The organism is Nonomuraea sp. NPDC051941 (genome assembly GCF_044593615.1).
The window spans coordinates 41,465-67,814 of record NZ_JBIUCF010000034.1 but is presented as its reverse complement, the minus strand read 5'-3'; the positions used below and the strand labels follow the sequence as shown (position 1 = coordinate 67,814).

The window sequence follows — 26,350 nt, the reverse complement described above, 5'->3', positions numbered from 1 at the left end:
TCTCCCTCTCATGCGTACAGTCCTTGGCCGGGCGCGGCAAGATCGCTGGCATGGCTCGGAAGGGGGAGCGGGCCGGAGGGGCTTCACCCCTTCAGCGTGGAATTCATCACATTCTGCCGCTCGGGCGTGTCGCGACCCTGGTCAGGCCGGTTTTCCCGCCACATTTCGACACACTCCGGCGTGAGGAACGCGTCGAACACCGACTCCATCGCCCCCACCAGCGCCCCGCGCCAGCCCAGCGCCGAGCCCTCGATCCTGGGCGGGTGGTCGCGGCGGATGGCCATGAGGCGGGGCTCGCAGGCCGCGAGGAGCGCCTTCCCGGCGCGCTCGCGCAGCTCCACGCCGTGGCCCGAGAGGGTCACGACCTCGGGGTCGTGGGCGTTGACGAGCGCCGCGATGCCGCGTCCGAGCGCTCTGGCGTTGGCCGCGACGGCCTCCTCGCTGGTGGCCAGCACCCGCTCGGCCTGGGCGCGCCCCTTGCCGCCGCCGTGGGCCAGGCCGACGTGGCGGAGCAGGGCGTTCGTGCCGACGTCCATGCTCCAGCAGCCGATCGCGCCGCATGGGCAGGGGCGGTCGCCGCCGGTCAGCGGCATGTGACCGAACTCGGCCCCCGCGCCGCTCGCCCCGCCCAGCGGCCGGCCGTCCACGACGAGCACGCCGCCGAGGTCGAAGTCCACGTGCAGGTGCAGGCCCACCTGGACGCCCCGCAGCCGCCCCCTGCGCGCCTCGGCCAGCGCCGCGAACGCCGTGTCGTTGCCCACGACGGGCGCCGGGACGTCCGGGCCGAGCAGGCGCGGGACGTCGACCGACCGCCAGCCCAGGTGGGCGATGTCCACCAGGCCGCCGTGCCGGACCGGACCCGCGAAGGCCACCCCGAGGCTCACCACCCGGTGTCCGAGGCGGCGCCGGTGGGCGGCGACGGCCTCGCCCAGAGGCCTCAGGACGCCTTCGGGGGTGCCGTCGTGCGGGCGCAGGTCAAGCGTCTCCGTCCGGCCGCCGAGCTCGCAGGCCGCCAGCTCCCAGGCGTCCTCCCGTACGTCGACGGCCAGGGCGAGCGGGCCGCGCGGATGCGGCCCCGGCACCTGCGTCGGGCGTCCCCGGGCGTGCTCCCTGGCGGGTTCCTCGTGCAGCAGTTCGTCCTCGGCGAGCCCGGCCACCAGCACCGACGCCGTCCCTCGCGCCAGGCGCAGGTCGCGGGTCAGCTGCGACCTGGTGCGGGTGGCCCCGCAGTCGTGTACGGCGCGCAGCAGCCGGACCCGGTTGTGCGCGCGAAGCTCGCCACTCGTCGTAGCACCGATCACGGACCACAGTTTATGCTCTAGCCGTGAACAAAAGCCTCATTGACGCCAGACGTGCTCGTGCCGGAGTTTTCGGATTCTTCTTCCTCGCCGGGTTCGTGATGGGTTTGTGGGCCGCCGGGCTCCCGTCCCTGAACGACCGGCTCGGCCTCGGCCCCGCCAGGCTGGGCAGCGTCCTGCTGCTGATCTCAGGTGGCGCCCTGGTGTCGATGCTGGTGGCGGGGCCGCTGGTGGACAGATGGTCCAGCCGCCGGGTGTGCTGGTTCGCCGGTCCCTTCTCGGGGCTGGTGCTGCTCGGCCCCGCCCTCGCGTCCTCGTACTGGGCTCTGGCGGCGCTCGCGGTGCTGTTCGGGATCGGGCTCGGGGTGACCGAGGTCGCCATGAACGCCCACTCCGTCGAGGTCGAACGCCGCTACGGCCGCCCGATCATCTCGGCCTTCCACGGCACGTGGAGCCTGGGCGGGGCGGCCGGCGGCGGGCTCACCTCGCTCGCGCTGCAGACCGGCGTGGACGCGCAGTGGCTGCTCATCGTGGCGGCCCTGGTCGTGCCCCTCCTGTACGTGCCGGCGGCCCGCCTCCTGCTCCCCGACCCGCCCGCCCACACCACCGCGTCGGAGACCGGCGCCTCCTCCGGCTCGTCGCTGGGCTGGGGCCTGATCGCCCTGCTCGGCCTCGCCGCCTTCGCGGGGCACCTGAGCGAGGGCGCCGCCATCGACTGGGCCGCCCTGCACGCCCGGTGGGTGCTGGACACGGATCCGGCCATGGCGCCGCTGGCGTACACGATCTTCTCGGTGGCCATGACCACCGTCCGCCTGCTCGGCGATCCCATCCGCGCCCGGCTCGGCTCGGTGCGCACCATCCAGCTCGCGGGCGTGTTCGCCACGGCCGGCTACATCCTGGTCCTGGTGTCACCGGCGGTCGGAGGCATCCTCCAGATCGTCTGCGCCTGGACCGGCTGGGCACTGGCGGGCGTCGGGCTGGCCACGGTGGTCCCGGTCCTCTTCAGCGCGGTCGGGGCCGCCGGGGGCCGCGTCGGCCGCGCCCTCGCCATGGTGACCGCCTTCGGCTACAGCGGCCTCCTCCTCGGGCCCGCCGTCCTCGGCTACGTGGCGGAGGCCTCGTCCCTGCCGGTCGCCTTGATCATCCCGGCGGTCCTCGCCGCCGTCGTCGCCCTCAGCGGCGCCCCCGCCATCCGCACCCTGACCCACCTCCCCACCTCAACACCCAACCCTGACCCCACCCCGGCCCCTGCCCACGACTGACCCCACGCACGGCGGGGCGCCTCACAGCGGCTCCCGGTCCCCGCCGGCACCACCGCGCACCGCCCACCGGGCGCCGGATTGGCGAGGTGTGGAGCGGTGGTGCTCGGCGCGACTTGCGCGGGGGCCGGTTGCCGTGTGGGCGTGGGAAACTGCGGAAAGTGGGTTTGACCTGGTGTTATGCGATCGTGACTTGACCTGCAAGTTACGCGCATATTTCATGTCCCAAACACCGTAAACGTTTACAGCACCTAGATCGTAAACGTTTACAGGACATGGAAGGACAGCCTTGGCCGACGGACCCACGATCAACACGATCGCCGAGCGCGCCGGTGTCTCGATCGCCTCCGTCTCGCGGGTGCTGAACGGCCTGCCGACCAGGCAAGAGACCGTGCGCAAGGTGATGGCCGCCGCCGACGAGCTCGGCTACGTGCGCAACGCCGTGGCCAGATCGCTCAAGTCGCGCCGCACCCACCAGGTCGCCTTCGCCATGGCCGACGTCGGCAACCCCGCCTACCTGGCCATGCTCCGCCAGATCCAGCCCGTGCTGAAGGCCGCCGGGTACCGGCTCGTGCTGCACTCCACCGACGCCGTCGTGGCCGACGAGATCGACGTGCTGCACAGCCTGGGCGAGCGGTACGTGGACGGGCTGATCATGAGCCCGCTGCGGGTCACCGAGGCGCATCTGCAGATGCTGGCCGCCGCCCGCACCCCCGTCGTGATCATCGGCTCGGTGCCCGAGGGCACCCGCGTGGACAACGTACGCGCCGACTCGCGGACCGGTGTCAGGCTGGCGATCGATCACCTGTACGCGCTCGGCCGCCGCCGGATCGCCATGGTCAACGGCCCGCTGGACACCGTCCCCGGCGCCGCCCGCGGGGCCGCGTACCGGGAGGCGCTCCAGGACCTGGGCCTGCCCTACGACGAGAACCTCGTGCAGATCGGCGACTTCTACCGCGCGGAAGGGGGCCGGGCGGTGGCGGAGCTGCTCGCCAGGGTTCCCGACGTGGACGCGCTGATGTGCGCCAACGACCTGATCGCGCTCGGCGCGCTCGACGTGCTGCGCGCGGCGGGCCGGCGGGTGCCGGAGGACGTGGCGGTGGTCGGCATGGACGACACCGACCTGGCCGCCGCCTCCTGGCCGTCGCTGACCAGCGTCTCACTGGGGTCCGCCGAGCGCGGCAAGGCCGCCGCCGAGCTGCTGCTCGAACGGCTGCAGGGAGGCGATCGCGAGCCGAGGCTGGTCACCGTGCCGCCCGAGCTCGTGGTCCGCGCCTCCACCGCCGGATACGCGCCCGGATACGAGCCCGGATACGAGCACCGTACGGACGAAAGGGAAGAGGCGTGACGGCGACCGTGACGAGACCGGCGCCGCCGCGCGGGACGCGGCGCGCCAAGCGCCGCCGGATCTCGCGCCAGACGCGCGAGATGTGGCTGCTCATGCTGCCCGCCCTGGTGCCGGTGGCGCTGTTCAGCGTGGGCCCGCTGCTGTACGGCATCGGCCTGGCGTTCACCGACGCCCGCAACACGCGCAACCACGAGACGAGCTTCGTCGGCCTGGAGAACTTCGGCCGGCTGCTGACAGACGACGAGTTCTGGTCCTCCTTCAAGATCGGTGCGATCTGGGGCGTCTCGGTGACGGTGCTGCAGTTCCTGGCCGCGCTCGGCCTGGCGCTGCTGCTCAACGAGAACCTGCGGTTCCGGGGCGTGGCCCGGGTGCTGGCGGTGGTGCCGTGGGCGATGCCGCCGGTGGTCATCGGCCTGATGTGGAAGCTCGTCTACCACCCCGACGCGGGCATCCTGAACGCCCTGCTGGGCACGGACATCAACTGGCTGGCCGACTTCTCGCTCGCGCTGCCGGCGATCATCGTGGTCGGCATCTGGACGGGCATGCCGCAGACCACGGTAGTCCTGCTGGCGGGCCTGCAGGGCATCCCCAAGGAGCTCTACGAGGCGGGCGAGGTGGACGGCGCGACCCGCTGGCGGCGGTTCTGGAACATCACGCTGCCGCAGTTGCGGCCGGTGATCGTGGCGATCACCTCGCTCGACTTCGTGTGGAACATCAACCAGTTCGGCCTGGTCTACGTGCTCACGCAGGGCGGGCCGGGCGGGCAGACGCGGCTGCCGATGCTGTTCGCGTACGAGGAGGCGTTCAGGTACCGGATGGCCGGTTACGCCTCGATGCTCGGCCTCGCGATGGCGATCGTCGTGCTGGCCGTGCTCGCGCTCTACCTGGGACGCCAGATGAGGGAGGCCAAGTGATGAGGCGCTTCTCGCAGTACGCGGCGCTGGTCGCGTATGTCGTCTTCCTGGCGTTCCCGCTGGTCTGGCTGCTGTCGACGGCGCTGAAGACGCCGCGGGAGATGGCCCTGGCCGACCCCACGTGGATCCCGCGCGACCCGACGCTGGCCAACTTCGCCGACGCGTTCGGCGAGCAGGATCTGGTGGGCGCGGGGCTGCGCAGCCTGGTCGTGGCGCTGTTCAGCAGCGTGATCACGGTGCTGATCTCGCTGCCGGCGTCCTACGCGATGGCCCGCTACCGCAGCCTGCTCAACCGGATCGCCATCGGGTGGGTGCTGGTCAGCCAGGTGTTCCCGTTCATCCTGATCATCATTCCGCTCTTCATGATCCTGCGCGATCTGGACCTGGTGAACACGCTGCCCGGCCTGGTGGTCGTGCACGTGACGTTCACGCTGCCGTTCGCGCTGTGGATGCTGCAGGGGTACGTGCGCTCGGTGCCGCGTGAGCTGGAGGAGGCCGCGGCCGTGGACGGCGCGACCCGGCTGCGCTCGATCGCGAGCGTGGTCGCGCCGCTGCTGGCGCCGGGCGTGGTGGCCACGCTGCTGTTCTCGTTCATCTCGTCGTGGAACGAGTTCATGTTCGCGCTCGTGGTCCTGCAGAACCCCGATGTCATGACGCTCCCGCTCACTCTGGTGCGGTTCACCGGTCCTGAGGGGGTGGCCAGGCTCGGCCCGCTGGCCGCGGCGTCGCTCATGGCGACGATCCCGAGCCTGATCTTCTTCGCAATCATTCAGCGGCGACTGAAGTCCGGCCTGATGGCCGGCGCCGTGAAGGGCTAGGAGGCTCACATGCGAATCACGTCCGCTCTGGCGGCTGCGGCGATCCTCACGCTGGCCGCCGCGTGCGGCGGGGGAGGCGGCGGCACGCAGTCGTCGTCCGCCCCCAACGAGCCAGTAAAGATCAATTTCCTCAGCCTGGCGTGGCAGAAGGAATCCGTCGCCGCGAACAAGCAGCTCGTGGACGAGTGGAACAAGGCCAACCCCAACATCCAGGTCACCTACGTCCAGGGCAGCTGGGACAACGTCAACGACCAGCTCGTCACCCAGTTCGCCGGTGGCACGGCGCCGGACGTCATCCACAACGACTCGCCCGCGCTGTCCGGCTTCGCTTCCGACGGCTACCTGCTCGACCTGAAGGACAAGGTGCCCGCCGAGCTCAAGAGCGACATCCCGCAGCCCGCCTGGGACACCGTCACCTTCGACGACGGCAAGGGCCAGCAGGGCGTGTACGGCGTGCCGTTCCTGCAGGAGTCGCAGGTCATCATCGCCAACAAGAAGCTGCTCGACGCCTCCGGCGCGCGCGTCCCGACGGCCGACAACCCCTGGACGTGGGACGAGTTCTCCGAAGCCGCCAAGAAGATGACCAAGGGCGGCAACTTCGGCGTGGCCTGGCCGATGAAGTCGCCGGTCAACAAGACGCTCAACCTGGCGCTCAACTTCGGCGGCACGTTCTTCCAGACGGCCGACGGCAAGACCACGGTCAAGGTCGGCCCCGAGGAGCGCGAGGTGCTCCAGCGCATCCACGACCAGCTCTACAAGGACAAGTCCGCCGACCCGGCCGCGCTCGGTCAGGGCACCGCGGACCCGCTGCCGGCCTTCTACAAGGGCAAGTTCGCGCTGCTGCCGGCCGGCGTCTACCTGCGTCAGCAGGTCGCCGAGCAGGCTCCGCAGGGCTTCGAGTGGGTCACGCTCCCCGCGCCGAAGGGCACGAGCGCCCAGCAGGGCGCGGTCTCGCAGACGCTGTCGATCGCGCAGGACAGCAAGCACGCGGACGAGGCCATGAAGTTCATCGCCTTCTTCCTGAACGGCGCGAACCAGGCCAAGCTCGCCAAGGGTGACTGGCTCCTGCCGACCTCCCAGGCGGCCGCCGCCGACCCGGCGATGACCACCAAGGAGAACGGCTGGGACGTGGCCACCGCCTCCGCCAAGAACCTCGTCGTGGCGCCGTTCCTCAAGGTGAACGGGTTCGACGAGTGGAAGACCAAGGTGGCCACGCCGACGCTGCAGGAGTACTTCGCCAATAAGATCACCATTGACCAGGCGGCCTCGAAGCTGGTCGAGGACGGCAACAAGGTGTTGGAGCGGTACCAGCGGTGATTTATCGGGATAAAGCCCGTGGGTGTCTCCTCGGCCTCGCGGCCGGGGACGCCCTCGGGGCCCCGGCCGAGAACCTGTCGCCGTCGGAGATCCGGCGGCGGTGGGGCCGGCTCACGGAGATCGAGGGCGGCGGGACCGACGATACGGAATACGCCATCTTCGCCGCCTCGCTCCTGGTGCGCCACGGGCACGCGCTGACCTCCGCCGACGTGGCGCAGGCGTACCGGCGGGAGATCATCCCGCGGATCGCCGGGCCCATGCGCGGTGCCGGGTTCTCCGAGCTGGGCACCGTCGAAGCGCTTCGCCGAGGGCTGGAGCCGCCGCTGACAGGGCTGGTGCACTCGCACGGCTGGTCGGACGGGCTCGCGATGCGCGCGGCGCCGTACGGGGTGTTCTGCCCGGGCGATCCCGCGGAAGCGGCCCGGCTGGTGGAGCAGGACGGGCTGGTCAGCGGGTCCGGCGAGGGCATCCTGGGCGGCCGCGCGGTCGCCGGGGCCGTGGCCGCCGCGATGGGCGGGGCCTCGGTCCAGGACGTCGTACGGGCGGCGCTGTCGGTGATCCCCGCCGACTCGTGGACGGCCCGCAACGTCGTGCGGGCCTGCGCGACCCTGCCGGCCACGGACGAAGAGGCGCTCGTCGAGGCGCTGCACGAGGCCGTGGTCGTCAGGCACTACCCCTGGACCGACGTCGCCCCCGAGGCCGTGGCGCTGGCGCTGGCGGCCGTGCTGGCCGGGGACGGCGACGTCGAGGCGTCCGTGACGTTCGGGGTGAGCCTGGGCAGGGACGCCGACACGATCGGCGCCATCGCCGGGGCGATCGCCGGAGCCATGCGCGGCGAGGGCGGCGTGCCCGAGCGGTGGGCGGCCAGGATCGGACCCGTGACAGGCAAATGCCTGCCCGTCGTGGCCGGAAAACACGTACTGGACGTCGCCGACGAACTGGCGGGAGGACTGTAGATCACGATGTCGGGGGACAGAATCAGAGGGGCCTTCGCCGGGCTCGCCGTCGGTGACGCCGCCGGATGGCCGGCGGCCAGGCACCGGGCGGCCCTGCACGCCCCCTGGAGCAGACGCCTGCACAGAGAGCTGGACGCCTTCGCGGAGGAGCACGAGGTCACCACGCTGCCGGTCCCGTTCGCGCTCAACCAGCCCACGGCCCCGCTGGCCGTAGGCCCGTCCGACGACGCCGAATGGCTCGCCTGGACGGCGCTCACGATCGACCGCCCGAGAGCCGAGGCGTTCAGGGAGCTGCGGCGGGACGGCGTCAGGGGGCGGATCTCGGTGGCCACCGCGCTCGACAACCTCGCCAAGGGCGTCGAGCCGCCCGCGTCCGGCCACGACAACCCGCACCACTTCGACGACGCCGCCGCCGTCAGGGCCGTGGCGTTCGGGGTCCTGGGACGGGACCCCACGCAGGACGCCCAGGTGACGAACGCCTACGACGGCGTCCTGGGCGCCCTGGCCATGGCCGCCGCCGTGGCCGAGGCCGTGCGGTCGGGATCGGTGGCCGGGGCGGTGGAGGCGGCGCTGGCCGTGCTGCCCGAGGACACCGCCATCGGCCACAACGCCCGCGCGGCGCTGGCCGTCACGCGCAAGGCGGGCGACCCGTTCGCGGCCGTGCCCGCGCTGGACGCCGCGCTGCTCGACCACGTCTACAGCTACGGCGTCGGCGCCGCGCAGACCGTGCCGGTGGCGCTGGCGCTGGCCGAGGCGGCGGGCGGCGAGCTCACGCGGGCGGTGCCCGCGGCCGCCTGCCTGGCCGCGCTGGCCGACTCGGCGCCCGCGCTGACCGGCGCGCTCGCGGGCGCGTGCCGTGGGCTGGAGGCGATCCCGGAGGGGTGGATCGCGTCGGCCCGCACGCTGGCCGGTTGTTGCCTGCCTGATCTGGCGGGCCGGGATCTGATCCAGCTATCGACAGGACTATCGGAGGGAATCGCATGACGCCGCTTGAAGACAGGGCCACTGGCTGCGTGGCGGGGGCGGCGGTCGGTGACGCGCTGGGCGGCGCCACCGAGGGCTGGACCCCCGAGCAGATCGTCGAGAGGTACGGGGGGCGCGTCGAGGGCATCGTGCCGCCGTTCAACGAGGACTGGCGCAACGCCCGTCCCATCGCCCCGTACCACAAGGGCGACGGCCACATCACGGACGACACGTTGATGACGCACGCCCTGATCCGCGTGTACGAGAAGGCCGGCGGGCACCTGACCGCGTACTCGATGGCCGAGCACCTGGTGCCCGAGCTGATGGGCGAACGGCGCTGGATCCCCGAGCTGGAGGCCGAGGCGCTGCCGCTGCAGCGGATCTTCCTGGCCGAGAAGTGGATCGTGGCCAGGCTCCACTACGGGCACGTGGACCCGCGCGAGGCCGGCGTCGGCAACATCGTCAACTGCGGCGCCGCCATGTACGTCGCCCCCGTCGGCATCGTGAACGCCGCCGACCCCGACGCCGCCTACGCCGAGGCCGTCGACCTGGCCGGGGCGCACCAGTCCAGCTACGGCCGGGAGGCCGCCGGGGTGATGGCCGCCGCCGTGGCCGAGGCCATGCGACCGGGCGCCACCGCGGACTCCGTGATCGCGGCCTGCCTGCGCCTGGCCAAGGACGGCACGAGGGCCGCCATCGAGTCCGTCTGCGAGGCCGCCGCCGGGCTGGGGCACTGGGACGGGTCGTTCGAGACGTTGCGCGCCGCCATGCGGCCCTACGACACGGTCGCCGACACCTACCGCGACCAGGGGCTGGGCGCGCGGCGGCCGAGCCGGGTGCACAGCATCGAGGAGCTGCCGCTGGCGCTCGGGTTCCTGGTGATCGCCAAGGGCGACTACCGCGAGACCGTGCTGGGCGGCGTCAACTACGGGCGCGACGCCGACTCGATCGCGTCCATGGGCGGGGCCATCGCGGGCGCTCTCGGGGGGCTGTCCGCGGTGCCGTCGCAGTGGGTCTCGCAGGTGGGGGCGGCCAGCCGTACGGACCTGGTGGCCCCCGGGCTCGCCATCGCGGAGGTGGCGCGCCGGGTGCACGCCGACGACCTGGTACGGCGCCGCGGCCACGAGGCCGCCTTCGCCGACCTCGACCGCCGGTGATCCGCCTCACCTGGGTCCAGCCGGAGGACCTGATCGGGCACGAACTCCGCCAGGCCGCCGAGGACGGCCGGGTCACCGGCCCCGACGCGGAGCGCGTGCGGGAGATTGCGGCCCGCTGGCACGCGGCCGGCGGCCACGACGCGCCTCCGCGCGCCGGGGCTTCCGAGCCGGGCGCGGCCCGGCTGCGGGACCTGGCCGGAGAGCTGCTGGACGAGCTGGCCGCCGTCCCGTCCCCGCTGCCCGAGCCCTCGGACCTGGCCGGCATCGTCGCCGCCTGCCCGTCCTGGCCGGGCACAGCCCCGGGAACGGCCCAGGGAGCGGCCCAGGGAGCGGCCCAGGGAGCGGCCTCGCGAGCGGCCGTGGATCCGGCGCGGGTGCTGGGCGCGTGGCAGGGGCGGGCGGCCGGGTGCGTGCTCGGCAAGCCCGTGGAGAAGATCCCGCGCGAGGGCATCAGGCAGATCGCCGAGGCCACCGGCAACTGGCCCATCCGCGGCTGGTTCACCGCCAAGGGGCTCCCGGACGACGTCGCCCGCCGCTGGCCGTGGAACCGGCGCAGCGCCGTCAACTCCCTGGCCGAGAACATCGACGGCATCCCCGAGGACGACGACCTCAACTACCCGCTGCTGGCCCTGTCCGTCCTGGAGCGCCATGGGCGCGGCTTCACCACCGACGACGTGGCCAAGCTGTGGCTGGACGAGCTTCCCGCCGGCCGTACGTTCACCGCCGAACGGGTCGCGTACCGCAACCTCCTGGACGGCGTCGAGCCGCCCGCCACGGCCACCCGCCGCAACCCGTTCAGGGAGTGGATCGGCGCCCTGATCAGGGCCGACGTGTACGGCTGGAGCAACCCCGGCGACCCCGCCACGGCGGCGGAGCACGCCTGGCGCGACGCCCGCCTGACCCACACCGCGAACGGGATCTACGGGGCGATGTTCGTGGCCGCCATGTGCGCGGCCGCCCTGGTCGCCACCTCGCCCGAGGAGGTCGTACGGGCGGGCCTGTCGGTGGTGCCGGAGCGCTCGCGCCTGCACGAGGCGGTACGCCTGGCCGTCGCGGACGCCGCCCGCGAGGACGACTTCGAGCGGGTCGTCGACCTCCTGCACGAACGCCATGGCGGCCTGCACTGGGTGCACACCGTCAACAACGCCGCCCTCGTCGCGGCCACGCTGATCCACGGCCGGGGCGACTTCACCGCCACGATCGCCGGAGCGGTGGCCGGCGGCTGGGACACCGACTCCGCCGGGGCCACGGCCGGCTCCGTCGCGGGCGCGCTGAACGGCGGCGTGCCGGACCAATGGCGGATGCGCGACAGCCTGGCCAGCAGCCTGACCGGGTACGACGGGGTGGGGCTGGCCGCGCTGGCCGCCCGTACACAGGAGATGATGGGGCCATGATCTCGGTTTTCGGCAGCGCCAACATGGACCTCGTCGCGTACGTCTCCGAGGCCCCCAAGCGGGGCGAGACGGTCACCGGGCACCGGTTCCGCACCGTGCCCGGCGGCAAGGGCGCCAACCAGGCCATCGCCGCCGCCCGCGCGGGCGCGCACGTGGCCTTCCTCGGGGCGGTGGGCGACGACGGGTTCGGGGCGGAGATGCGCGCCACGCTGGCGGAGGCCGGAATCGACGTACGCGGCCTGCGCGAGGTGCCCGGGCCCAGCGGCATCGCGCACATCGTGGTGGACGACGAGGGCGGCAACTCGATCATCGTCGTCCCCGGCGCGAACGGCACCATCGCCGGCCCTTCGGGCGAGGACCTGGCCGCCATCGCCCGTTCGGACGCGCTGCTGCTCCAGCTCGAGCTGCCCATGGAGGCCGTCGTGGCGGCCGCGCAGGCCGCCCAGGTCTCCGGCGTGCATGTCTACCTGACCCCGGCCCCCGCCCGGCCGCTGCCGGACGAGCTCCTCGACGCGGTCACCACGATCGTCCCGAACGAGCACGAGGCCGCCGCCATCACCGGCGCCGCCGGCCCGGACGCCGCCCTCGACGCGCTGCTGGAGCGGGTCGAGGAGGCGCTGATCACGCTGGGCTCCGAGGGCGCGCTGTACGGGTCGCGCTCGGGGGAGCGGCTGCGGGTGCCCGCGGTGAAGGTGGAGGCCGTGGACACGACCGCGGCGGGCGACACCTTCGTGGGCGCGTTCGCCGTGGCCAGGTCGGAGGGGATGAGCGTGGCCGACGCGCTGGGCTTCGCGTCCACGGCGGCGGCGCTGTCGGTGCAGCGGGAGGGGGCCAGCACGTCCATGCCGACCCGCCACGAGATCGAGGCCGCGCTGCCCTAGCCCTCGGCCCGCTCGTAGCGCAGCAGCGCCACCCCGGCGTCGAACGTGCGCGTCTCCACCAGGCGCAGGCCGGTCCGCTCCTTGAGCGGCGGGAACACCGGCCGGCCGCCGCCGAGGACGACCGGGTGCACCATGATGTGATATTCGTCGATCAGTCCCAGCTCGGTGAGCGCGCCGGCCAGCCGGGAGCCGCCGTTCAGCAGGAGGTCCTTGCCGGGCCCGCTCTTCAGCTCGGCGACCTCCTTGGCGAGGTCCCCGGAGATGATCCGGGCGTCCCAGCCGGCCTCCTGCAGCGTGGTGGAGAAGACGATCTTCGGGGTGCTGCGCCAGACGGGGGCGAACTTGAGGTCGTGCGGGTCGTCCGAGATCGACTCCGCGTGGGGCCAGTAGTTGGACATCATCTCCCAGACGACGCGGCCGTACAGGAAGGTGCCGACGCGGGCGTGGACCTCGTCCCCGTACGCCGACAGCTCCGGCCCCATGGTCGGCCAGTCGAACTCCCCGTTCGGGCCCTCGATGTGGCCGTCGACGGAGGTGTGGACCCAGTAGATGAGCTTGCTCATGGTGTGCTCCTTCGCGTTGTGCTCATGACCGGGTCGGAGCCGCCCGCGCGTTCTTCACATCCCTTCCGAAGATTTTTTCTCCTGCGTCCAGAGAAGTCTCACGGGGGCCTCGGGTCGCACCCCGGCCAGGAGGTCCGGCACCAGCCCGGCCAGCCCGGGCGGGAACACGCGCTCCTCGGTGGCGGCCAGCTCGTCCGCGCGCCACCAGCGGTGGCCGAGCTTGAACTCCTCCGTCTCGTACTCCTCCAGCGCCGTGGGGGTGACGGTCGCGGACGGCACGCGGGCGAAGAAGTACGTGTGCACGGTGTAGAAGTGGCGGCCCAGGTTGGACCACGCGCCTTCGTTCACCGCCACGGGGTCGCCGAGGTCGGCGGCGCCGAGCACGTGGCCGGTCTCCTCCAGCGCCTCGCGTGCCGCCGCCTGCGCCGGCGACTCGCCCGGCTCCAGGCCGCCGCCGGGCAGGTGCCAGGCGGGCTCCTTCGGCCACGGGTCCGGCGGGATGAAACGGAGCAGCAGGACGCGGTCGTCGGGGGCGGCCAGGATGACGCGGGCCGCGGGGCGCTGCGTGCGGATGGTCACGGTCGAACCGTAACGAACAGAGGGCTGCGCGGGGCTACGAGTCGTGCAGGTGGGCGAGCGTCTGCTCCAGCTCCGCCTGCAGGATCGCGCCCGCCGCGGCCCCGTCCCCGTCCCGGACGGCGGCCACCAGCTCCGCGTGCGTGTCGTGCCCGGGATTGCGGTCGTGCGCGCGCAGCCCCAGCACCTCCACCAGGCCGATCAGCCCCTCGCGCAACGCCGGCGCGAACTCGGCGAACAGGTCCGTCAGCACCGGGTTGCCGGCCGCCGCGACGACCGCCGCGTGCAGGGCGATGTCGGCGTCCACGAACGCCGCGTCGTCCTGCGACGCCGCCCGCGCCCGCGCCGCCAGCGCCTCCTCCAGCGCCGCGACGTCCTCCTCGGTGCGCCGCTGCGCGGCCATCCGGGCGGCCTGCGTCTCGACCATCATGCGCACCTCGTAGACGTCCGTGATGGCGGCCCGCCGCAGCCGGGCAGGCCAGTCCTCGGCTATGTCCGTGGCGATCACGAACACGCCCGAGCCCTGCCGGGCCTGCACCAGCCCCGCCCCCGCCAGCGCGCGCAGCGCCTCCCGGACGGTCGAGCGCCCCACTCCCAGCGCCTTGGCCAGCGCGTTCTCGCCGGGCAGGCGGGTGCCCACGGGCCATTCGCCCTGCGTGATCTGCTCGCGCAGGTGCTGGGTGGCCTGCTCGACGAGCGGGCTGGGACGGAGGGAGCCGAGCGGCATCGAACGAACCTCTCAGGTTGTCTGAGGACCTGTGTTGTGATTAGTGTAGCCGCCATGACGCTGTCCGTGTACGCCTGGAACCGTCAACGTCCCAGCACCATGCCCTACCACCGCTACCGGCCCGCCCACGAGCGCGTCGAGGTGCCGCTCGCCGAGCGCGACTGGCCGTCCGCGCGCATCACGCGGGCCCCGCTCTGGGTGCCCGTGGACCTGCGCGACGGCAACCAGGCGCTGGCCGAGCCGATGGACCCGGCCCGCAAGCGCCGGATGTTCGACCTGCTGACGGGCATGGGGTTCAAGGAGATCGAGGTCGGCTACCCCTCGTCCAGCCAGCTCGACTTCGACTTCGTCCGCCACCTGGCCGAGCCCGGCGTCGTGCCGGAGGACGTTACCGTGGTCGTCTTCACGGCCGCCAGGCAGGACCTGATCGAGCGCACGTTCGCCGCCATCGAGGGCCTGCCCCGCGCGGTCGTGCACCTCTACACCGCCACCGCCCCCACCTGGCGGAACGTGGTGCTCGGCCACGACAGGCAGGAGCTGCGCGGCCTGATCATGGACGCCGCCGGGCACATCGCCCGGCTCGCGGACGGCCTCGACGTGCGCTTCCAGTTCTCGCCGGAGGTGTTCAACCTCACCGAGCCCGACTACGTGCTGGAGGTCTGCAACGACCTGACGGCCCTGTGGGACGCCGCGCCGGACCGCCCGGTGATCCACAACCTGCCCGCGACGGTCGAGGTGGCCACCCCCAACGTGTACGCCGACCAGATCGAGTACATGCACCGCCACCTCGACCGCAGGGACGCGGTGATCCTCTCGGTGCACCCGCACAACGACCGAGGCACCGGCGTGGCCTGCGCCGAGCTGGCCGTGCTGGCCGGCGCCCAGCGGGTGGAGGGCTGCCTGTTCGGCAACGGTGAGCGGACCGGCAACGTGGACCTGGTGACCCTCGCGCTCAACCTGCACACCCAGGGCGTGGACCCCATGCTCGACCTGTCCGACATCGACGAGATCCGCCGGGTCGTGGAGCACTGCAACCGGCTGCCCGTGCCCGAGCGCCACCCGTACGTGGGAGACCTCGTCCACACCGCCTTCTCCGGCACCCACCAGGACGCCATCGGCAAGGGCCTGGCCCACCACGCCAAGCGGGCCGCCGAGCTGGGCGTGCCGCCGGAGCAGGCGCCGTGGGAGGTGCCGTACCTGCCCATCGACCCCGCCGACGTGGGCCGCGGCTACCAGGCGGTCATCCGGGTCAACAGCCAGTCGGGCAAGGGCGGCATCGCCTACCTCCTGCGCACCCGCTACGGGCTGGAGCTGCCCCGCCGCCTGCAGATCGACTTCTCCTCGGTCGTGCAGCGGGCCACCGACGGCAGCGGCGAGGAGATCACGGCCGAGCAGCTGTGGGAGCTCTTCCACACCACGTACCTGGCCCCGGGGGAGACCGGCGCGCTGGCCGAGTGGAGCACGAGGGAGACGGTGCCGGGCGTGCACGAGTTCGAGGGCACGCTGAAGTCGGGGCGCCGGCTGCGCGGTACCGGCAACGGGCCGCTGTCCGCGCTGACCGCCGCGCTCGGCGACGACGGGATCGACGTGGACATCCTCCACTTCGCCGAGCACGCCCTGGACCCGGGTCGGGGCAGCCCCGCGATCGCCTACGTGGAGGCCCGCGTCGACGGCGTCACCAGCTGGGGCGCGGCCCAGGACACCTCGGTCCTGACCGCCTCGGCGCACGCCGTGCTGGCCGCCGTCAACCGCGTGCTGGCGTCCGTGCCGGCCTGATCAGGTCGTGGTGGTGATCTTCGCGTCCAGGTGGGCCGCGCACTCGTCGCGGAAGTAGAGCGTACGGGAGCGCAGCCGCTTGGGGTCGGCCAGGACCGCCCGGGAGACCGAGGGCACGACGGCGTGCCGTACGGAGGCGAACAGCCGCGCCACGTCGGCGGGAAAGGCTCCCTGGGCACCCAGCCCCGGCGCGAGGATGGGGCCGTTGAGGTCGTCCAGCGAGTGCTCCAGCTCGGGCAGCGTGGCCCCCATCACGACCCCGATGGGCCCCAGCGGCTCGTGCCCGGCGTTCGCCGCGGCGACCCCGGCCAGCACCTGGTCGGCCACGAGCCGCTGCAGCGGGGCCGCCTCCGGGTTGGAGGTGCGGGCCAGCACGAAGACGCCGGCGTCGTTGGCCATGGCCGACAGGATCGCGCCCTCCAGCGACCCGAACCCGAGGTACGGGCTCAGCGTCACGGCGTCGGCGGCCAGCGGGCTGCCCCGGTCGAGGTAGGCCTCGGCGTAGGCGGCCATCGTGCTGTCGATGTCGCCCCGCTTGACGTCGAGGAGCACCAGCGTCCCGGCCTCGCGCAGGTCGGCGATGGTGCGTTCCAGCACCGCGATGCCGCGGCTGCCCCAGCGCTCGTAGAAGGCGGACTGCGGCTTGACCAGGGCCGCCACGTCGCCGACGGCCTCGACGACCGTGCGGCTGAAGCGTTCCAGACCGGCGGGCGAGTCGTCGAGCCCCCAGGCGTGCAGCAGCGCCGGGCTCGGATCGATGCCCACACAGAGCGGCCCGCACTCGTCGAGCCTGGCTCGAAGGCGCGTCCCGAATGACTCGTTCATTTCAAGGGCCCCCTTATGACCGTACGCAGCCTAGCTTGCGGCGGCCGTGGCCAGGAATGCTTACTTCGGCGCCGGTATGGGATCGGGCCTTCAAGTGGCTTTCTAGGGGTAGATCAGGCTATATGTACGAGATCGCCCATCGGGTGCTGGTGCTGCGTACCGATCCGCCGCGTGATGTCACCGTCACGGTCGGCGTGCCTTACGAAGAGCCGACGGGGGACTGGTCGTGCCCGTACCGGATCGACGGGCTCGACGGCTGGGAGCACGAGCGGAAGGTCACCGGGGTCGACTCGCTGGAGGCGATCGAGCTGGCCCTGGCCATGGTCAGGGCGGCGCTGGCGGGCTCGCACGAGGCCAAGGAAGGGCTGCTGAGCTGGGACGAGGCGCCGTCGGGGCAGCGGCCGCAGACGGTGTATGTGAGTTTGGACAAGCTCCGAGATGTCGCCTATATCGCGATGAAGCACGAAATAGCGCCAGAAGAGGTCGTAAGTCAGGTTGAAGTGGCGGATGTTGTTCTTGATTTCGGCGACGCCGGGCAACTCCTCGGCCTGGAGATCTCGAACGCCGCCGGGCGGCTCCCGTCCGAGATGCGGATCTGAAAGATCGGCATAATCGGCACCATGAGCGCCGGCACCCTCCCCCGCCTTGTGGCCACCGACCTCGACGGCACCCTCCTCAACTCCTCACGTGCCATCACCCCTCGTACCCGAGAGGCCCTTCAGGCCGCCCGCGCGGCCGGAACCGAGATCGTCTTCGTCACCGCCAGGCCGCCGCGCGGCATCCGCGCGATCGCCGAGCAGGCGGGCGCCACGGGCGTCGCGATCTGCAGCAACGGCGCGATCGTGTACGACCTGGCCACCGACCAGGTCGTCACCAGCCATCTCCTGGACCGGACGGCGGCGAACAAGGTCGCGCAGGCCCTGGCCGCGGCCCTGCCCGGGGTCGGCCTGGCCGTCGAGACGGGCCAGGGCGTGCTCGCCGAGGCCGCCTACACCAGGCGCATCGTGGAGGACCTGGCCTACCTCCGCGAGGTGAGCTCTGTCTTCGACGGCGACGACCCCATCATCAAGCTGCTCGCCCAGTCGCAGACCAGCACGGCGGACGAGATGATCGCGGCCGTCATGGCGGGGATCGAGGGGCTGGCCGAGGTCACGCACTCCGGCGGGACCGGGCTCCTGGAGATCAGCGCTGCCGGGGTGACGAAGGCGAGCACGCTCGACGTGCTGTGCCGGGAGCGGGGGATCGCGCCCGGCGAGGTGGTGGCCTTCGGCGACATGCCGAACGACCTGGCCGTGCTCGCCTACGCGGGCGCCGGGTACGCCATGGCCAACGCGCACCACCTGGTGCTGGCGGCGGTCGAGCGCCGCACGCTGTCCAACGACGAGGACGGCGTGGCCGCGGTGCTGGAGGAGCTGTACGGCTGAGGATCCGTACGTGCCCGCCCGCCCCCGCAGGCGGGCACGTACGGTGTCAGGCGTCGTCGTCCGACACCCGCGAGGCGCCCTTGCAGGTGGTGGGCGACTTGCCGAGCAGTGGGAGCAGCGACCCGCAGGTGCTCACGGGCAGCGACACCGGCTCGATGATCTCGTCGTTGAAGATGGTCACGTTGCCGATCAGCGGCGGGGGACCGCTCGGCCTGGCGGCCTCGCCCTCGGCGTGCGCGGCGCCCGCGAGCGAGCACATGAACACCGCGATCGTCACGATGACGGCCGGCCGCCTCACCGGAGCGCCCCGGCTAGGCGGCGACCCGTTCCTGCTTCAGGGTCGACTGCCGCTCGCCCCCGTTCGTCTCGGCGTCGCGCCGCGCGCCCGCCATGATGCGGTCGATCAGCGCCAGCGTCAGCGCCGAGACCACGAAGGTCAGGTGGATCAGCGTTTTCCACAGCAGCTCCCGGTCGGTGATGGTCGGTCTGGACGCGTTGATGAAGATCTGCAGGAGGTGGACGGACGAGATGCCGATGATCGCCATGGCCAGCTTGACCTTCAGCACGTTGGCGTTGACGTGGGAAAGCCATTGGGGCTGGTCGGGGTGCCCATCGATGCGTATTCGGGAGACGAACGTCTCGTAGCCGCCGATGATGACCATGATGAGCAGGTTGGAGACCATGACCACGTCCACGAGGCCGAGGACGATCAGCATGACGGTGGTCTCCGGTGGTGAGCCGCCGAAGCCGAGCTCGATCAGATGGAGCAACTCCAGCATGAACCGCCACGTGTACACGATCTGGGCGAGGATCAGCCCCATGTAGAGCGGCGCCTGAATCCACCGGCTGAGGAACATGAAGTAGCCGACATAACCAGACATGGTCCGTGACTCCGGTGGAGGGTCGGCCACGGGCACCTGCGCGAGCCGCACTAGGACGTGAAGACGTTGACGTGCTGGACCCAGGTCTCGACGCGCACGATGGGCGGGTCGGTGGTGAGCTTGTCGAAAGCGATGGAGGGTAGGGCGCCCGCCAGCGCGAGTGCGGCGACGGCGGTCAGGACGCGGACCTTCAAAGGATCTCCTAGCTGCTCTGCGCTATCGGATGGACTGGGCTTGCGCTGCAGGGGGAACTGATCGGGCCACCGTGGCGGGCGGCGCGGCCGGCTTCGCCGCGCCGCCTGCCCGGATAACCGGATCGGCCGGGGACGTGCCCAGGCTGAGCCGGTCAGGGCTGCAAGCAGCTCACGGCCGGGACCTCGGCCGGCACGGCCGGGGCGGTCGGGTCGATCAGCGTCGTGGCGCCGGCGCCGGCCTCGGCCAGGCAGGGGACCAGGGCGAGAGGATCCACCACGGCGTGGGAGGCCGGGGCGGAGAGCAGGGTCAGGCCACCGGCGAGGGCCGTGACGGCGGCGATCCTACGGGGGGAGAAAAGCATAGAACCTCCTGGGAGACGGTAATGAACAACCGTCGTCTAGCTACCCGGGGCAGTGATCCAGTAACGCTCCGTATATTAGAAAGCTCTCACGTCTCCCAGCGGTCCTGCGCGGCCATGACCTCGTCGGCGTGGTCGTGCGCCCACACCCCGAACGCCTCGATCGGGCCGAGGAGCGTGCGGCCGAGATCGGTCAGCTCGTACTCGACGCGGGGCGGGGCCTCCGCGTACGTGCGGCGCGTGACCAGGCCGTTGAACTCCAGGCGGCGCAGCGTCTCGGTGAGGACCTTGGTGCTGATGCCGCCGATCTCCTCGCGCAGCCGTCCCGGCCGGCGCGGGCCGTGGCGCAGCGCCCACAGGACGACCGCGTTCCAGGTGTTGGCCAGCAGGTCGAAGGCCAGCCGGGCCTGGCAGTCGGCGATGAACCCCAACGAGGCCTCCGTTAGGCACCAAATGGTGTGTGACGGGCTTTCTACAGTCCTTCTACTTACCAGTTCATGCGACGGAGGACGAACATGCGTATCGGGATCCTGGGGGCGGGCGGCATGGCGGACGCCCTGGGCACGCAGTGGGCCAGGGCGGGGCACGAGGTGATGATCAGCGGCAGGGACGCGTCCGCGAGCGTGGCCCGGGCCGCGACGATGACGGCCGAGGCGGCCCGCACGTCGGCCGAGACCCCGGGCGTGCGGGCCGGGAGCTGGGCGGAGGCGGCGGCGTTCGGGGAGGTCGTGATGGTGGCCGTCAGGCAGGCGGGGCTGGCAGGCGTGCTCGAGTCCGCCGGCGGCGCGCTGCGCGGGAAGCCCGTCATCGACGTGGCCAACGCCGAGGGCCCGTACGACCCCGCCCGCCCCATCGCCCCGCTGATCCGCGACCTCACGGGAGGGCACGTGGTGAAGGCGTTCAACCTGTGCCACGTGGACGTGTGGCGGTTGACACCGCCGGTGTTCGACGGCAGGCCGCTGGCGGTGCCGCTGTGCGGTGACGACCCGGCCGCCCTGGCAGCGGTGCGTACGCTGGTCGCCGACCTCGGCTGCACCCCGGTGGACGGCGGCGGGCTCGACCGGGCCGTGCTGCTGGAAGCGACGGCCGCGTTCATGATCGGGCTCTGGTTCGGCGGCGCCGACGCCCAGGCCGTGCTCCCCCCGGTGGCCTATTCGGGCGTCTGAGCCGTACGACCGGCGGTGTATCGGGGATGACGACGAGCGGCGGATGCCCTCCGGCGGGCCCGGCAAGATCCTGGAGACCTCAATCCAGGTCGAAGGAGAGATCCAGTGGTAACCCAGGTCGCCAAGGGGAACGGGTACGTGACCGCGTTCAAGGCCGTGGTCGTTCTCAACACGCTGTCCGTCCTGGCGCAGGCCGTGACGGCCGGGCAGCTGATGAGCGGGGGAGGGGCGGGCTCTCACGGCATGGGGGCGTTGGCCGTGCACGTGCTGGGGCTGCTGCAGCTCGTCGCGGCCGTCCTGCTGTGGCGGCCCGGCCGGGGCCCGGGCTGGCCCGCGCTGGTCGGCCTGGCGGTGCTGCTGCTCGGCTTCGTCCAGTCCGCGCTGGGCGGATCGGGCGTGCTGGCGGTGCACGTACCGCTGGGGATGACGCTTTTCGGGCTCAGCGTCTGGCTCCTCGTCTGGGCCTGGCGCCCGCGATGACGGCGGAGGTCAGCCGGGCTGGTGGGTTCGGGCATCAGCCGGGGTGAGGGCCGGTGGTCGGCGCGGGCATCAGTCGGGGTGGCGGGCCAGGTGGTCGGCGCGGCGGATCGGGTCGGGGAGGCGGTAGCGCGGGGCGAGGCGCAGGACCTGGTCGGTGACCGTGTCCAGGGAGATGCGGTGGCCCTGGGAGACGTACACCGGCTTGATCTCCCGCTGCGTGCGCAGCGCGCGGCCGACGACGGCGCCCTCGTGGACGATCGGCGCCCAGTCGCCCCGTTCCGGCCCCGGCGGCTCGTGCGTGCCGACGAAGGGCGTCTTGCCCACGCCGAGCGCGGGCAGGCCGGTCAGCACGCCCAGGTGGCAGGCCAGGCCGAAGCCGCGCGGGTGCGCCAGCCCGTACCCGTCGCAGACCAGCAGGTCGGGTGTCACCGTGAGCCGTTCGAGCGCCTCCACCAGGGCGGGCAGCTCCCGGAAGGCGAACAGCCCCGGCACGTACGGGAACGCCACCCGCCCGCGCACCGTCACCTCCTCCACCGTCGCCATCGTGCCGGCGTCGAGGACGACCACGGCGGCCGTGAGGGCGTCGTCGCCGTGATAGTGCACGTCCAGGCCCGCGACCAGGGAGAAGTCGGCGGGGCCGGTGAGCTCGACGCGTCCGCGGAGCCGGTCCTGGACGGCCTCGGCCTCGGCGGTGGTGGTGGGCCATGGGTGAAGCTGCTGTACCTGCACCCGGCCTAAGCTATTACGCGTAGGGTCGGGCTCATGATCGAGGTGCTGGTGGTCGTCGGCCCCGGCGTGGTGGCCGACGCGGGGTTGCTGGAGGAGATCGCGGCCCGCGAGTTCTCCGCCGCGGGGGTCTCCGGGACGCTCGTCCACGCCCGCGACGCCTCTCAGGTCCTCTCGCTGCTGTCGTCGCCGTCCTCGCCGTCCTCGCCGGAGGGGGCGGGCGGTGTGGTCGTGCTGCCGGGGCCCTCGGCCGAGGTGCGCTCGCTGATCGGGCGGGACCTCGGGGCGGTGGTCTGGGTGGACGTCGAGCGCGTTGATGGGGTGACGGCCGGGGAGGGCGCCACCCACCTGCACGGGCGCGGCGTCGGCGGGCTGGCCTGGGGGATCCGACATGCCGTGCACCGGGTACGGCATCCGTCGCGGCGGATCGCGTACGGGCCGCTGCCGGAGCAATGGGGCGAGCTGTACCTTCCGGACGCCGACGAGCCGCCCGTGGCGATGCTGATCCACGGCGGGTACTGGCGCTCGATCTGGGCGGCCGACATCATGGGGCCGCTCTGCGCCGACCTGGTCGGGCGCGGGCTTGCGGTGTGGAACCTCGAATACCGGCGGCCGGATCTGCACGGCTGGGATGCGACGACGGCGGACGTGGCGGCGGGACTGTCCGCCCTCGCGACGGCGCACGCCGCGCCGCACGGCTCGGACGCGCTCCCGCCGGACCTGCTCCCCTCGGGCGCGCTTCCGGCGGGCGTCGATCGGACGGTGGGGCTGGACCTCACCCGGGTGACCGTCGTCGGCCACTCGGCAGGCGCCCAACTCGCCCTCCGCGCGGTTGCGGACGCGGTGGCCGGCGAGGCATCCGCCACCGGCGGCGCCCAAGCGGCGGCGGGTGAGGCTTACGCGGCGGGTGGGGCTCTCGAGGCCATTGGGGCTCACGCGGTGGACAGGGCTCGCGCGGACGCTGGGGCTTGCACGGCCGGTGAGGCTCGTGCGGTGGGTGGGGTGCGGGTGGTGATGGTGGTGTCGCTCGCCGGGGTGCTCGATCTGGTGGAAGGCGACCGGCGGTGGGTCGGGACCGGCGCCGTGGGAGCCGCCCTGGGCGGGCGCGCACCCGAAGGCCAGGTGGCGGTGCCGCCGTACGCGGACGCCTCGCCGTTGCTCCGGCTCCCGCTCGGTGTACGCCAGCTCGTCGTCCAAGGCGCCGCCGACGACCTGGACCTGGTCGACTTCAGCCGCCGCTACGCCCGCGCGGCCGAGGAGGCCGGCGACGAGGTGACCTACCTCGAAATGCCCGGCGACCACTTCGACGTCATCAACCCCGCCACCCCGATCTGGCAGGCCGCCGCCCGAGCGCTGGCGGGAGGCCCCGCCTCAAGGGGATAAAACGGACAACAACTAACATAACCGGGTGATCGTCGGAGAAACGCTCGGCCTGCTCGGAGCCGGGGTGGCGGCCGGAGTGGTGAGCACGGTCGTCAGCCTCGCCTCGATCGTCTCCTACCCGGCGCTCCTGGCGTTCGGCCTGCCCCCGCTCACCGCGAACGTCACCAACACCGTCGCTCTCGTCTTCACCGGCATCGGCGCCGCCGCCGGATCGCGGCCGGAGCTCGCCGGGGAGGGCGCCCGGGTGCTCAAACTCGGCCCCGTGGCCGCGGTCGGCGGCGCGACCGGCGCGTTGCTGCTGCTGGTCACCCCGGCCAGGACGTTCGAGCTGATCGCGCCCTGGCTGATCGCGATGGCCTCGCTGCTGCTGGTCAGGCCGCCGTCGGGGCGGGCACACGGCGAGCACGGCGTGCTGGGGCGGGTGGCGCTGTTCGCCGTGACGATCTACACGGGGTATTTCGGCGCGGCCGGAGGGCTGATGGTGTTCGCCGTGCTGGCCCTCATGTTCGACCACCCCGCGGCCAAGCTGAACGCCATGAAGAACGTGATGTCCGGGCTGGCGAACGCGGTGGCCGCGCTCGGGTTCGCGCTGTTCGGGCCGGTGAACTGGGCCGCGGCGGCGCCGCTGGCGGCCGGGTTTCTGCTCGGGGGATGGATCGGGCCCAGGATCGCGCGCCGGCTGCCGGGCAACAGCCTGCGCTACCTGGCGGCCGCCTGCGGGCTGGCGGTGGCGGTCAAGCTCGGCTGGGACTTGTACGCGCGCTGACCCCCTCGGGCGCCCCAATGGAGAGCCCAATGGAGAGCCCAGTGGAGAGCCCAGTGGAGAGCCCGGTGGAGAGCCCGGTGGAGAGCCCGGTGGCGAGCGCGGCGAAGCGGGTGGTGACCCGGTGCCAGATCGGCGTGGAGACCGGCTCGTCCGCCACCGCCCGCGCGTAGACCTCCTCGGGGTCGAACCCGTCCGGTGACCACTCGCGGATGCGCGCGGGCAGCACCTCGGGATGGAACTGCACGCCCCAGGCCCGCTCGCCCACCCGGAACGCCTGGTACGGGCAGGCGCCCGTCTCCGCCAGCCAGACGGCCCCGCCGGGCAGCCGGGTGACCGCGTCCTTGTGGTGCTCGATCGCGGGCACCACCTCCGGCAGCCCGTGGAACAGCGGATCGCCCGCGGCCTCGGGCCGGATCGTGAGGGGGAGACTGCCGTTCTCCGGCGCGCCGGTGTCGGCGGTCACCTCGCCGCCCGCGACCTCCGCGAGCAGCTGCCCGCCCAGGCAGATGCCGAAGAAAGGCACGCCCTCCTCCAGCGCCTGCCCCGCCAGCCGCCGGGCGTCGGCCAGCCACGGCGCCCGGTCGTCCTCGCCGGGCAGGTAGCCGCCGCCGAGCATGATCATGGCCGCGTGGTCGAGGCGGCCGGGCAGGGGAGCGCCCTCGTGGGCGAGGACGACGTCGAGCTTCAGCCCGGCCTCCTCCAGCCAGCCGCCCAGCCGGCTGGGGCCGCCGCTCCTGCTGTTCTGGACGATCAGGATCTGCTCGTTCACGGGAGGTTCGCCGCCCTGGCCGTGTGGCGCAGCAGCAGCGCGGTCGTCACCGGGCCGACCCCGCCCGGGACCGGCGTGAGCGCGCCCGCGACCTCCGACACCGCGTCGAAGTCCACGTCGCCGACCAGCCTGCCGTCGTCCGTGGGGTTGGTGCCGACGTCGATCACCACCGCGCCCGGCGCCACGTGCCCGGCGCCGATCAGCCCGGCGCGGCCCACCGCCGCGACCAGCACCTCGGCGGTAGTGGTGACGGAGGCCAGGTCCCGGGTGCGCGAGTGGCAGACGGTCACCGTGGCGTTCCGGTCGAGCAGCAGGTGGGCCAGCGGCTTGCCCACCACGGTCGAACGCCCGACCACCACCGCCCGCCGGCCCTCCAGCTCCACCTCGTAGTGGTCGAGCAGCGCCATCACGGCCGCAGCCGTGGCGGGCGGGAACGCGGGCAGCCCGGCGGCGAGCCGGCCCAGCGAGAGCGGGTTGGCGCCGTCGACGTCTTTGCGCGGGTCGATGGCCGCGGCCAGCCGCTGCGCGGAGGCGCCCGCGGGCAGCGGGGTCTGCAGCATGAGCCCGTGGACGTTGGCGTCGGCGCTGAGCTTGGTCAGCGTCTCGCCGATCCGCTCGGGCGCGGCCTCGGGCCCGAGATCGACGATGTCGCAGGCGATGCCCACGCCGGCCGCCGCCTTGGCGATCGACCTGACGTACCACAGGCTCGCCTCGTCGTCCGTCGCCACCACCACGGCCAGCCGCGGCGGCGGGCCCGCCGCCGCCTCGGCCTCCGTCTGGGCCCTGATGGCGGCGGCCAGCTCTTTCCCGGTCAGGGTTCTCACGGGTTGATCTCCTCGCGTACTTCGGCGGTCACCCAGTCTGCCCTGGCCACGGCCGCGTCCACACCGTGGACACGGGCGTTCAGCTCCTCGCGTATCCGCTCGTCCTTGATACCCGACAGGTTGACCTCGACGTTGATCCGGGCGGTGGTGAGCGCGGCGCGGGCGGCCTCCGCGGCGGCGGCGACGTCGGTGACGACGTTGCGGTTGCAGATCGGCAGCAGCACCTCGCACAGCTCGATCACCCGCGTGGCGGTCTCGACCACCCTGGCGGGCGGCTCGGCGGCGCCGGCCAGCGCCCGGGCGATGGCGGCGCTGCGCTCCTCGCCCTTGGGCAGCCGGTACGCGTTCGTGACCGCGGTGAACGCCGCCGCGTCCGCCTCGGCCAGCCGCAGCGCGCGGACCCGCAGGGTGTCGGTCTCCCCGATCACGCCGACGACGGTCTCGGCGTGGCCGGCGTACTTCTCCCCGGTCGTGTAGCGGGCGACCATGCCGAGCAGCGCGGCGCCCTGGGCCGCGTGCAGGGCGGCCGTGGCGCCGCCGCCCGGCGCGGGCACTCTGTCGGCCAGCTCGGTCAGGAAGTCGACGATCTTTGAGTCGCGCATGGCG

General features: G+C 72.8%; 31 protein-coding genes. 17 read left to right on the top strand and 14 right to left on the bottom strand.

Annotated features, from left to right (window positions below; translation table 11 throughout):
* Positions 1-83: 83 nt before the first annotated feature.
* Entirely contained in the window at positions 84-1,301 is a 1,218-nt protein-coding gene (locus ACIHFD_RS43070) for an ROK family protein (protein WP_397371839.1), read from the bottom strand.
* A gap of 23 nt (positions 1,302-1,324) precedes the next feature.
* On the opposite strand from ACIHFD_RS43070, the gene ACIHFD_RS43065 reads away from it, so the two are divergent.
* From ACIHFD_RS43065 to rbsK, 10 genes are all read left to right on the top strand, one after another.
* Positions 1,325-2,560, top strand: a complete 1,236-nt coding sequence (locus tag ACIHFD_RS43065) for an MFS transporter (protein ID WP_397371838.1) — start codon at positions 1,325-1,327, stop codon at positions 2,558-2,560.
* Positions 2,561-2,846: 286 nt separating this feature from the next.
* Positions 2,847-3,905, top strand: a complete 1,059-nt coding sequence (locus tag ACIHFD_RS43060; protein WP_397371837.1) for a LacI family DNA-binding transcriptional regulator — start codon at positions 2,847-2,849, stop codon at positions 3,903-3,905.
* Positions 3,902-4,819, top strand: coding sequence for a carbohydrate ABC transporter permease (locus ACIHFD_RS43055; RefSeq protein ID WP_397371836.1), 918 nt, complete (start codon positions 3,902-3,904; stop codon positions 4,817-4,819). Before ACIHFD_RS43060 ends, ACIHFD_RS43055 begins: the two co-directional genes overlap by 4 nt.
* Positions 4,819-5,637 carry a carbohydrate ABC transporter permease gene (locus ACIHFD_RS43050; RefSeq protein ID WP_397371835.1) on the top strand — a complete coding sequence of 273 codons (819 nt, stop codon included), beginning with the start codon at positions 4,819-4,821 and terminating at the stop codon, positions 5,635-5,637. The genes ACIHFD_RS43055 and ACIHFD_RS43050 overlap by 1 nt, the downstream gene beginning before the upstream one ends.
* Positions 5,638-5,646: 9 nt before the next feature.
* Entirely contained in the window at positions 5,647-6,954 is a 1,308-nt protein-coding gene (locus tag ACIHFD_RS43045) for an ABC transporter substrate-binding protein (RefSeq protein ID WP_397371834.1), read from the top strand.
* Positions 6,951-7,910 carry an ADP-ribosylglycohydrolase family protein gene (locus tag ACIHFD_RS43040; protein ID WP_350727066.1) on the top strand — a complete coding sequence of 320 codons (960 nt, stop codon included), beginning with the start codon at positions 6,951-6,953 and terminating at the stop codon, positions 7,908-7,910. The genes ACIHFD_RS43045 and ACIHFD_RS43040 overlap by 4 nt, the downstream gene beginning before the upstream one ends.
* Positions 7,911-7,916: 6 nt before the next feature.
* Positions 7,917-8,894 carry an ADP-ribosylglycohydrolase family protein gene (locus ACIHFD_RS43035; RefSeq protein ID WP_397371833.1) on the top strand — a complete coding sequence of 326 codons (978 nt, stop codon included), beginning with the start codon at positions 7,917-7,919 and terminating at the stop codon, positions 8,892-8,894.
* Positions 8,891-10,030: an ADP-ribosylglycohydrolase family protein gene (locus tag ACIHFD_RS43030; protein ID WP_357735971.1), complete on the top strand. Its 1,140-nt coding sequence runs from the start codon at positions 8,891-8,893 to the stop codon at positions 10,028-10,030. The genes ACIHFD_RS43035 and ACIHFD_RS43030 overlap by 4 nt, the downstream gene beginning before the upstream one ends.
* Positions 10,027-11,424, top strand: a complete 1,398-nt coding sequence (locus tag ACIHFD_RS43025; protein WP_397371832.1) for an ADP-ribosylglycohydrolase family protein — start codon at positions 10,027-10,029, stop codon at positions 11,422-11,424. The genes ACIHFD_RS43030 and ACIHFD_RS43025 overlap by 4 nt, the downstream gene beginning before the upstream one ends.
* Complete coding sequence (rbsK, locus tag ACIHFD_RS43020) at positions 11,421-12,305, top strand: ribokinase (protein WP_397371831.1); 885 nt, start codon at positions 11,421-11,423, stop codon at positions 12,303-12,305. Before ACIHFD_RS43025 ends, rbsK begins: the two co-directional genes overlap by 4 nt.
* Here rbsK and ACIHFD_RS43015 read toward each other — a convergent pair.
* Genes ACIHFD_RS43015 through ACIHFD_RS43005 form a run of 3 tightly spaced genes read right to left on the bottom strand, consistent with a single transcriptional unit; the run spans position 12,302 to position 14,171 of the window.
* Positions 12,302-12,868 (bottom strand): dihydrofolate reductase family protein, encoded by a 567-nt coding sequence (locus tag ACIHFD_RS43015; RefSeq protein ID WP_397371830.1) that lies wholly within the window; start codon positions 12,866-12,868, stop codon positions 12,302-12,304. The genes rbsK and ACIHFD_RS43015 overlap by 4 nt on opposite strands.
* A gap of 54 nt (positions 12,869-12,922) precedes the next feature.
* Positions 12,923-13,447, bottom strand: coding sequence for an NUDIX hydrolase (locus ACIHFD_RS43010; RefSeq protein ID WP_397371829.1), 525 nt, complete (start codon positions 13,445-13,447; stop codon positions 12,923-12,925).
* Between the two features lie 34 nt (positions 13,448-13,481).
* On the bottom strand, positions 13,482-14,171 hold the full coding sequence (locus ACIHFD_RS43005; RefSeq protein ID WP_397371828.1) for a FadR/GntR family transcriptional regulator: 690 nt from the start codon (positions 14,169-14,171) through the stop codon (positions 13,482-13,484).
* A 54-nt stretch (positions 14,172-14,225) separates the two neighbouring features.
* On the opposite strand from ACIHFD_RS43005, the gene ACIHFD_RS43000 reads away from it, so the two are divergent.
* Positions 14,226-15,947: a 2-isopropylmalate synthase gene (locus tag ACIHFD_RS43000; RefSeq protein WP_397371827.1), complete on the top strand. Its 1,722-nt coding sequence runs from the start codon at positions 14,226-14,228 to the stop codon at positions 15,945-15,947.
* Here the strand turns inward: ACIHFD_RS43000 and pyrF are convergent, their stop codons facing one another.
* Positions 15,948-16,772, bottom strand: a complete 825-nt coding sequence (gene pyrF, locus ACIHFD_RS42995; protein ID WP_397371826.1) for an orotidine-5'-phosphate decarboxylase — start codon at positions 16,770-16,772, stop codon at positions 15,948-15,950.
* 122 nt (positions 16,773-16,894) lie between these two features.
* On the opposite strand from pyrF, the gene ACIHFD_RS42990 reads away from it, so the two are divergent.
* Together ACIHFD_RS42990 and ACIHFD_RS42985 are read left to right on the top strand one after the other, a co-directional pair.
* Complete coding sequence (locus ACIHFD_RS42990) at positions 16,895-17,371, top strand: DUF2283 domain-containing protein (RefSeq protein WP_397371825.1); 477 nt, start codon at positions 16,895-16,897, stop codon at positions 17,369-17,371.
* A gap of 21 nt (positions 17,372-17,392) precedes the next feature.
* On the top strand, positions 17,393-18,196 hold the full coding sequence (locus ACIHFD_RS42985) for a Cof-type HAD-IIB family hydrolase (RefSeq protein WP_397371824.1): 804 nt from the start codon (positions 17,393-17,395) through the stop codon (positions 18,194-18,196).
* Between the two features lie 46 nt (positions 18,197-18,242).
* On the opposite strand, the gene ACIHFD_RS42980 is transcribed toward ACIHFD_RS42985, so the two are convergent.
* From ACIHFD_RS42980 to ACIHFD_RS42960, 5 genes are all read right to left on the bottom strand, one after another.
* The gene (locus ACIHFD_RS42980; protein WP_397371823.1) at positions 18,243-18,494 is read right to left on the bottom strand and encodes a hypothetical protein; all 252 of its coding nucleotides are present in this window, start codon (positions 18,492-18,494) and stop codon (positions 18,243-18,245) included.
* Between the two features lie 13 nt (positions 18,495-18,507).
* Entirely contained in the window at positions 18,508-19,077 is a 570-nt protein-coding gene (locus ACIHFD_RS42975) for a TIGR00645 family protein (RefSeq protein WP_355198303.1), read from the bottom strand.
* Positions 19,078-19,127: 50 nt separating this feature from the next.
* On the bottom strand, positions 19,128-19,271 hold the full coding sequence (locus ACIHFD_RS42970; protein ID WP_185077192.1) for a hypothetical protein: 144 nt from the start codon (positions 19,269-19,271) through the stop codon (positions 19,128-19,130).
* 152 nt (positions 19,272-19,423) lie between these two features.
* Positions 19,424-19,633: a hypothetical protein gene (locus ACIHFD_RS42965; RefSeq protein WP_397371822.1), complete on the bottom strand. Its 210-nt coding sequence runs from the start codon at positions 19,631-19,633 to the stop codon at positions 19,424-19,426.
* A gap of 86 nt (positions 19,634-19,719) precedes the next feature.
* The gene (locus tag ACIHFD_RS42960; protein ID WP_357736006.1) at positions 19,720-20,061 is read right to left on the bottom strand and encodes a helix-turn-helix domain-containing protein; all 342 of its coding nucleotides are present in this window, start codon (positions 20,059-20,061) and stop codon (positions 19,720-19,722) included.
* An 84-nt stretch (positions 20,062-20,145) separates the two neighbouring features.
* Here ACIHFD_RS42960 and ACIHFD_RS42955 point away from each other — a divergent pair, with 84 nt between their 5' ends.
* Entirely contained in the window at positions 20,146-20,796 is a 651-nt protein-coding gene (locus tag ACIHFD_RS42955) for an NADPH-dependent F420 reductase (RefSeq protein WP_397371821.1), read from the top strand.
* A gap of 105 nt (positions 20,797-20,901) precedes the next feature.
* On the top strand, positions 20,902-21,276 hold the full coding sequence (locus tag ACIHFD_RS42950; RefSeq protein ID WP_397371820.1) for a hypothetical protein: 375 nt from the start codon (positions 20,902-20,904) through the stop codon (positions 21,274-21,276).
* A gap of 69 nt (positions 21,277-21,345) precedes the next feature.
* Here ACIHFD_RS42950 and ACIHFD_RS42945 read toward each other — a convergent pair whose 3' ends face one another.
* Positions 21,346-22,005, bottom strand: a complete 660-nt coding sequence (locus ACIHFD_RS42945; RefSeq protein WP_350727084.1) for an endonuclease V — start codon at positions 22,003-22,005, stop codon at positions 21,346-21,348.
* A 33-nt stretch (positions 22,006-22,038) separates the two neighbouring features.
* Here ACIHFD_RS42945 and ACIHFD_RS42940 point away from each other — a divergent pair, with 33 nt between their 5' ends.
* Entirely contained in the window at positions 22,039-23,385 is a 1,347-nt protein-coding gene (locus ACIHFD_RS42940; protein WP_397371819.1) for an alpha/beta hydrolase, read from the top strand.
* A 25-nt stretch (positions 23,386-23,410) separates the two neighbouring features.
* On the top strand, positions 23,411-24,151 hold the full coding sequence (locus tag ACIHFD_RS42935; RefSeq protein ID WP_397371818.1) for a sulfite exporter TauE/SafE family protein: 741 nt from the start codon (positions 23,411-23,413) through the stop codon (positions 24,149-24,151).
* Here the strand turns inward: ACIHFD_RS42935 and ACIHFD_RS42930 are convergent.
* From ACIHFD_RS42930 to ACIHFD_RS42920, 3 genes are read right to left on the bottom strand one after another with little or no spacing between them, the layout of a single operon-like run.
* Positions 24,120-24,920, bottom strand: coding sequence for a type 1 glutamine amidotransferase (locus ACIHFD_RS42930; RefSeq protein WP_397371817.1), 801 nt, complete (start codon positions 24,918-24,920; stop codon positions 24,120-24,122). The two genes, ACIHFD_RS42935 and ACIHFD_RS42930, sit on opposite strands and share 32 nt — an antisense overlap.
* Entirely contained in the window at positions 24,917-25,744 is an 828-nt protein-coding gene (locus tag ACIHFD_RS42925) for a bifunctional 5,10-methylenetetrahydrofolate dehydrogenase/5,10-methenyltetrahydrofolate cyclohydrolase (protein WP_397371816.1), read from the bottom strand. Before ACIHFD_RS42925 ends, ACIHFD_RS42930 begins: the two co-directional genes overlap by 4 nt.
* Complete coding sequence (locus ACIHFD_RS42920; RefSeq protein ID WP_355198321.1) at positions 25,741-26,346, bottom strand: cyclodeaminase/cyclohydrolase family protein; 606 nt, start codon at positions 26,344-26,346, stop codon at positions 25,741-25,743. The genes ACIHFD_RS42925 and ACIHFD_RS42920 overlap by 4 nt, the downstream gene beginning before the upstream one ends.
* Positions 26,347-26,350: the final 4 nt, after the last annotated feature.

Excerpts from the sequence above, each read along its gene's own strand:
- ACIHFD_RS43000 (WP_397371827.1), top strand. The coding sequence starts at position 14,226 with ATGACGCTGTCCGTGTACGCCTGGAACCGTCAACGTCCCAGCACCATG.
- ACIHFD_RS43015 (WP_397371830.1), bottom strand. The coding sequence starts at position 12,868 with ATGAGCAAGCTCATCTACTGGGTCCACACCTCCGTCGACGGCCACATC.
- ACIHFD_RS42975 (WP_355198303.1), bottom strand. The coding sequence starts at position 19,077 with ATGTCTGGTTATGTCGGCTACTTCATGTTCCTCAGCCGGTGGATTCAG.
- ACIHFD_RS43050 (WP_397371835.1), top strand. The coding sequence starts at position 4,819 with ATGAGGCGCTTCTCGCAGTACGCGGCGCTGGTCGCGTATGTCGTCTTC.
- ACIHFD_RS42955 (WP_397371821.1), top strand. The coding sequence starts at position 20,146 with ATGCGTATCGGGATCCTGGGGGCGGGCGGCATGGCGGACGCCCTGGGC.
- ACIHFD_RS43045 (WP_397371834.1), top strand. The coding sequence starts at position 5,647 with ATGCGAATCACGTCCGCTCTGGCGGCTGCGGCGATCCTCACGCTGGCC.
- ACIHFD_RS42965 (WP_397371822.1), bottom strand. The coding sequence starts at position 19,633 with ATGCTTTTCTCCCCCCGTAGGATCGCCGCCGTCACGGCCCTCGCCGGT.
- ACIHFD_RS42940 (WP_397371819.1), top strand. The coding sequence starts at position 22,039 with ATGATCGAGGTGCTGGTGGTCGTCGGCCCCGGCGTGGTGGCCGACGCG.
- ACIHFD_RS43005 (WP_397371828.1), bottom strand. The coding sequence starts at position 14,171 with ATGCCGCTCGGCTCCCTCCGTCCCAGCCCGCTCGTCGAGCAGGCCACC.
- ACIHFD_RS42985 (WP_397371824.1), top strand. The coding sequence starts at position 17,393 with ATGAGCGCCGGCACCCTCCCCCGCCTTGTGGCCACCGACCTCGACGGC.
- ACIHFD_RS42990 (WP_397371825.1), top strand. The coding sequence starts at position 16,895 with ATGTACGAGATCGCCCATCGGGTGCTGGTGCTGCGTACCGATCCGCCG.
- ACIHFD_RS43035 (WP_397371833.1), top strand. The coding sequence starts at position 7,917 with ATGTCGGGGGACAGAATCAGAGGGGCCTTCGCCGGGCTCGCCGTCGGT.
- ACIHFD_RS42920 (WP_355198321.1), bottom strand. The coding sequence starts at position 26,346 with ATGCGCGACTCAAAGATCGTCGACTTCCTGACCGAGCTGGCCGACAGA.
- ACIHFD_RS43030 (WP_357735971.1), top strand. The coding sequence starts at position 8,891 with ATGACGCCGCTTGAAGACAGGGCCACTGGCTGCGTGGCGGGGGCGGCG.
- pyrF (WP_397371826.1), bottom strand. The coding sequence starts at position 16,772 with ATGAACGAGTCATTCGGGACGCGCCTTCGAGCCAGGCTCGACGAGTGC.
- rbsK (WP_397371831.1), top strand. The coding sequence starts at position 11,421 with ATGATCTCGGTTTTCGGCAGCGCCAACATGGACCTCGTCGCGTACGTC.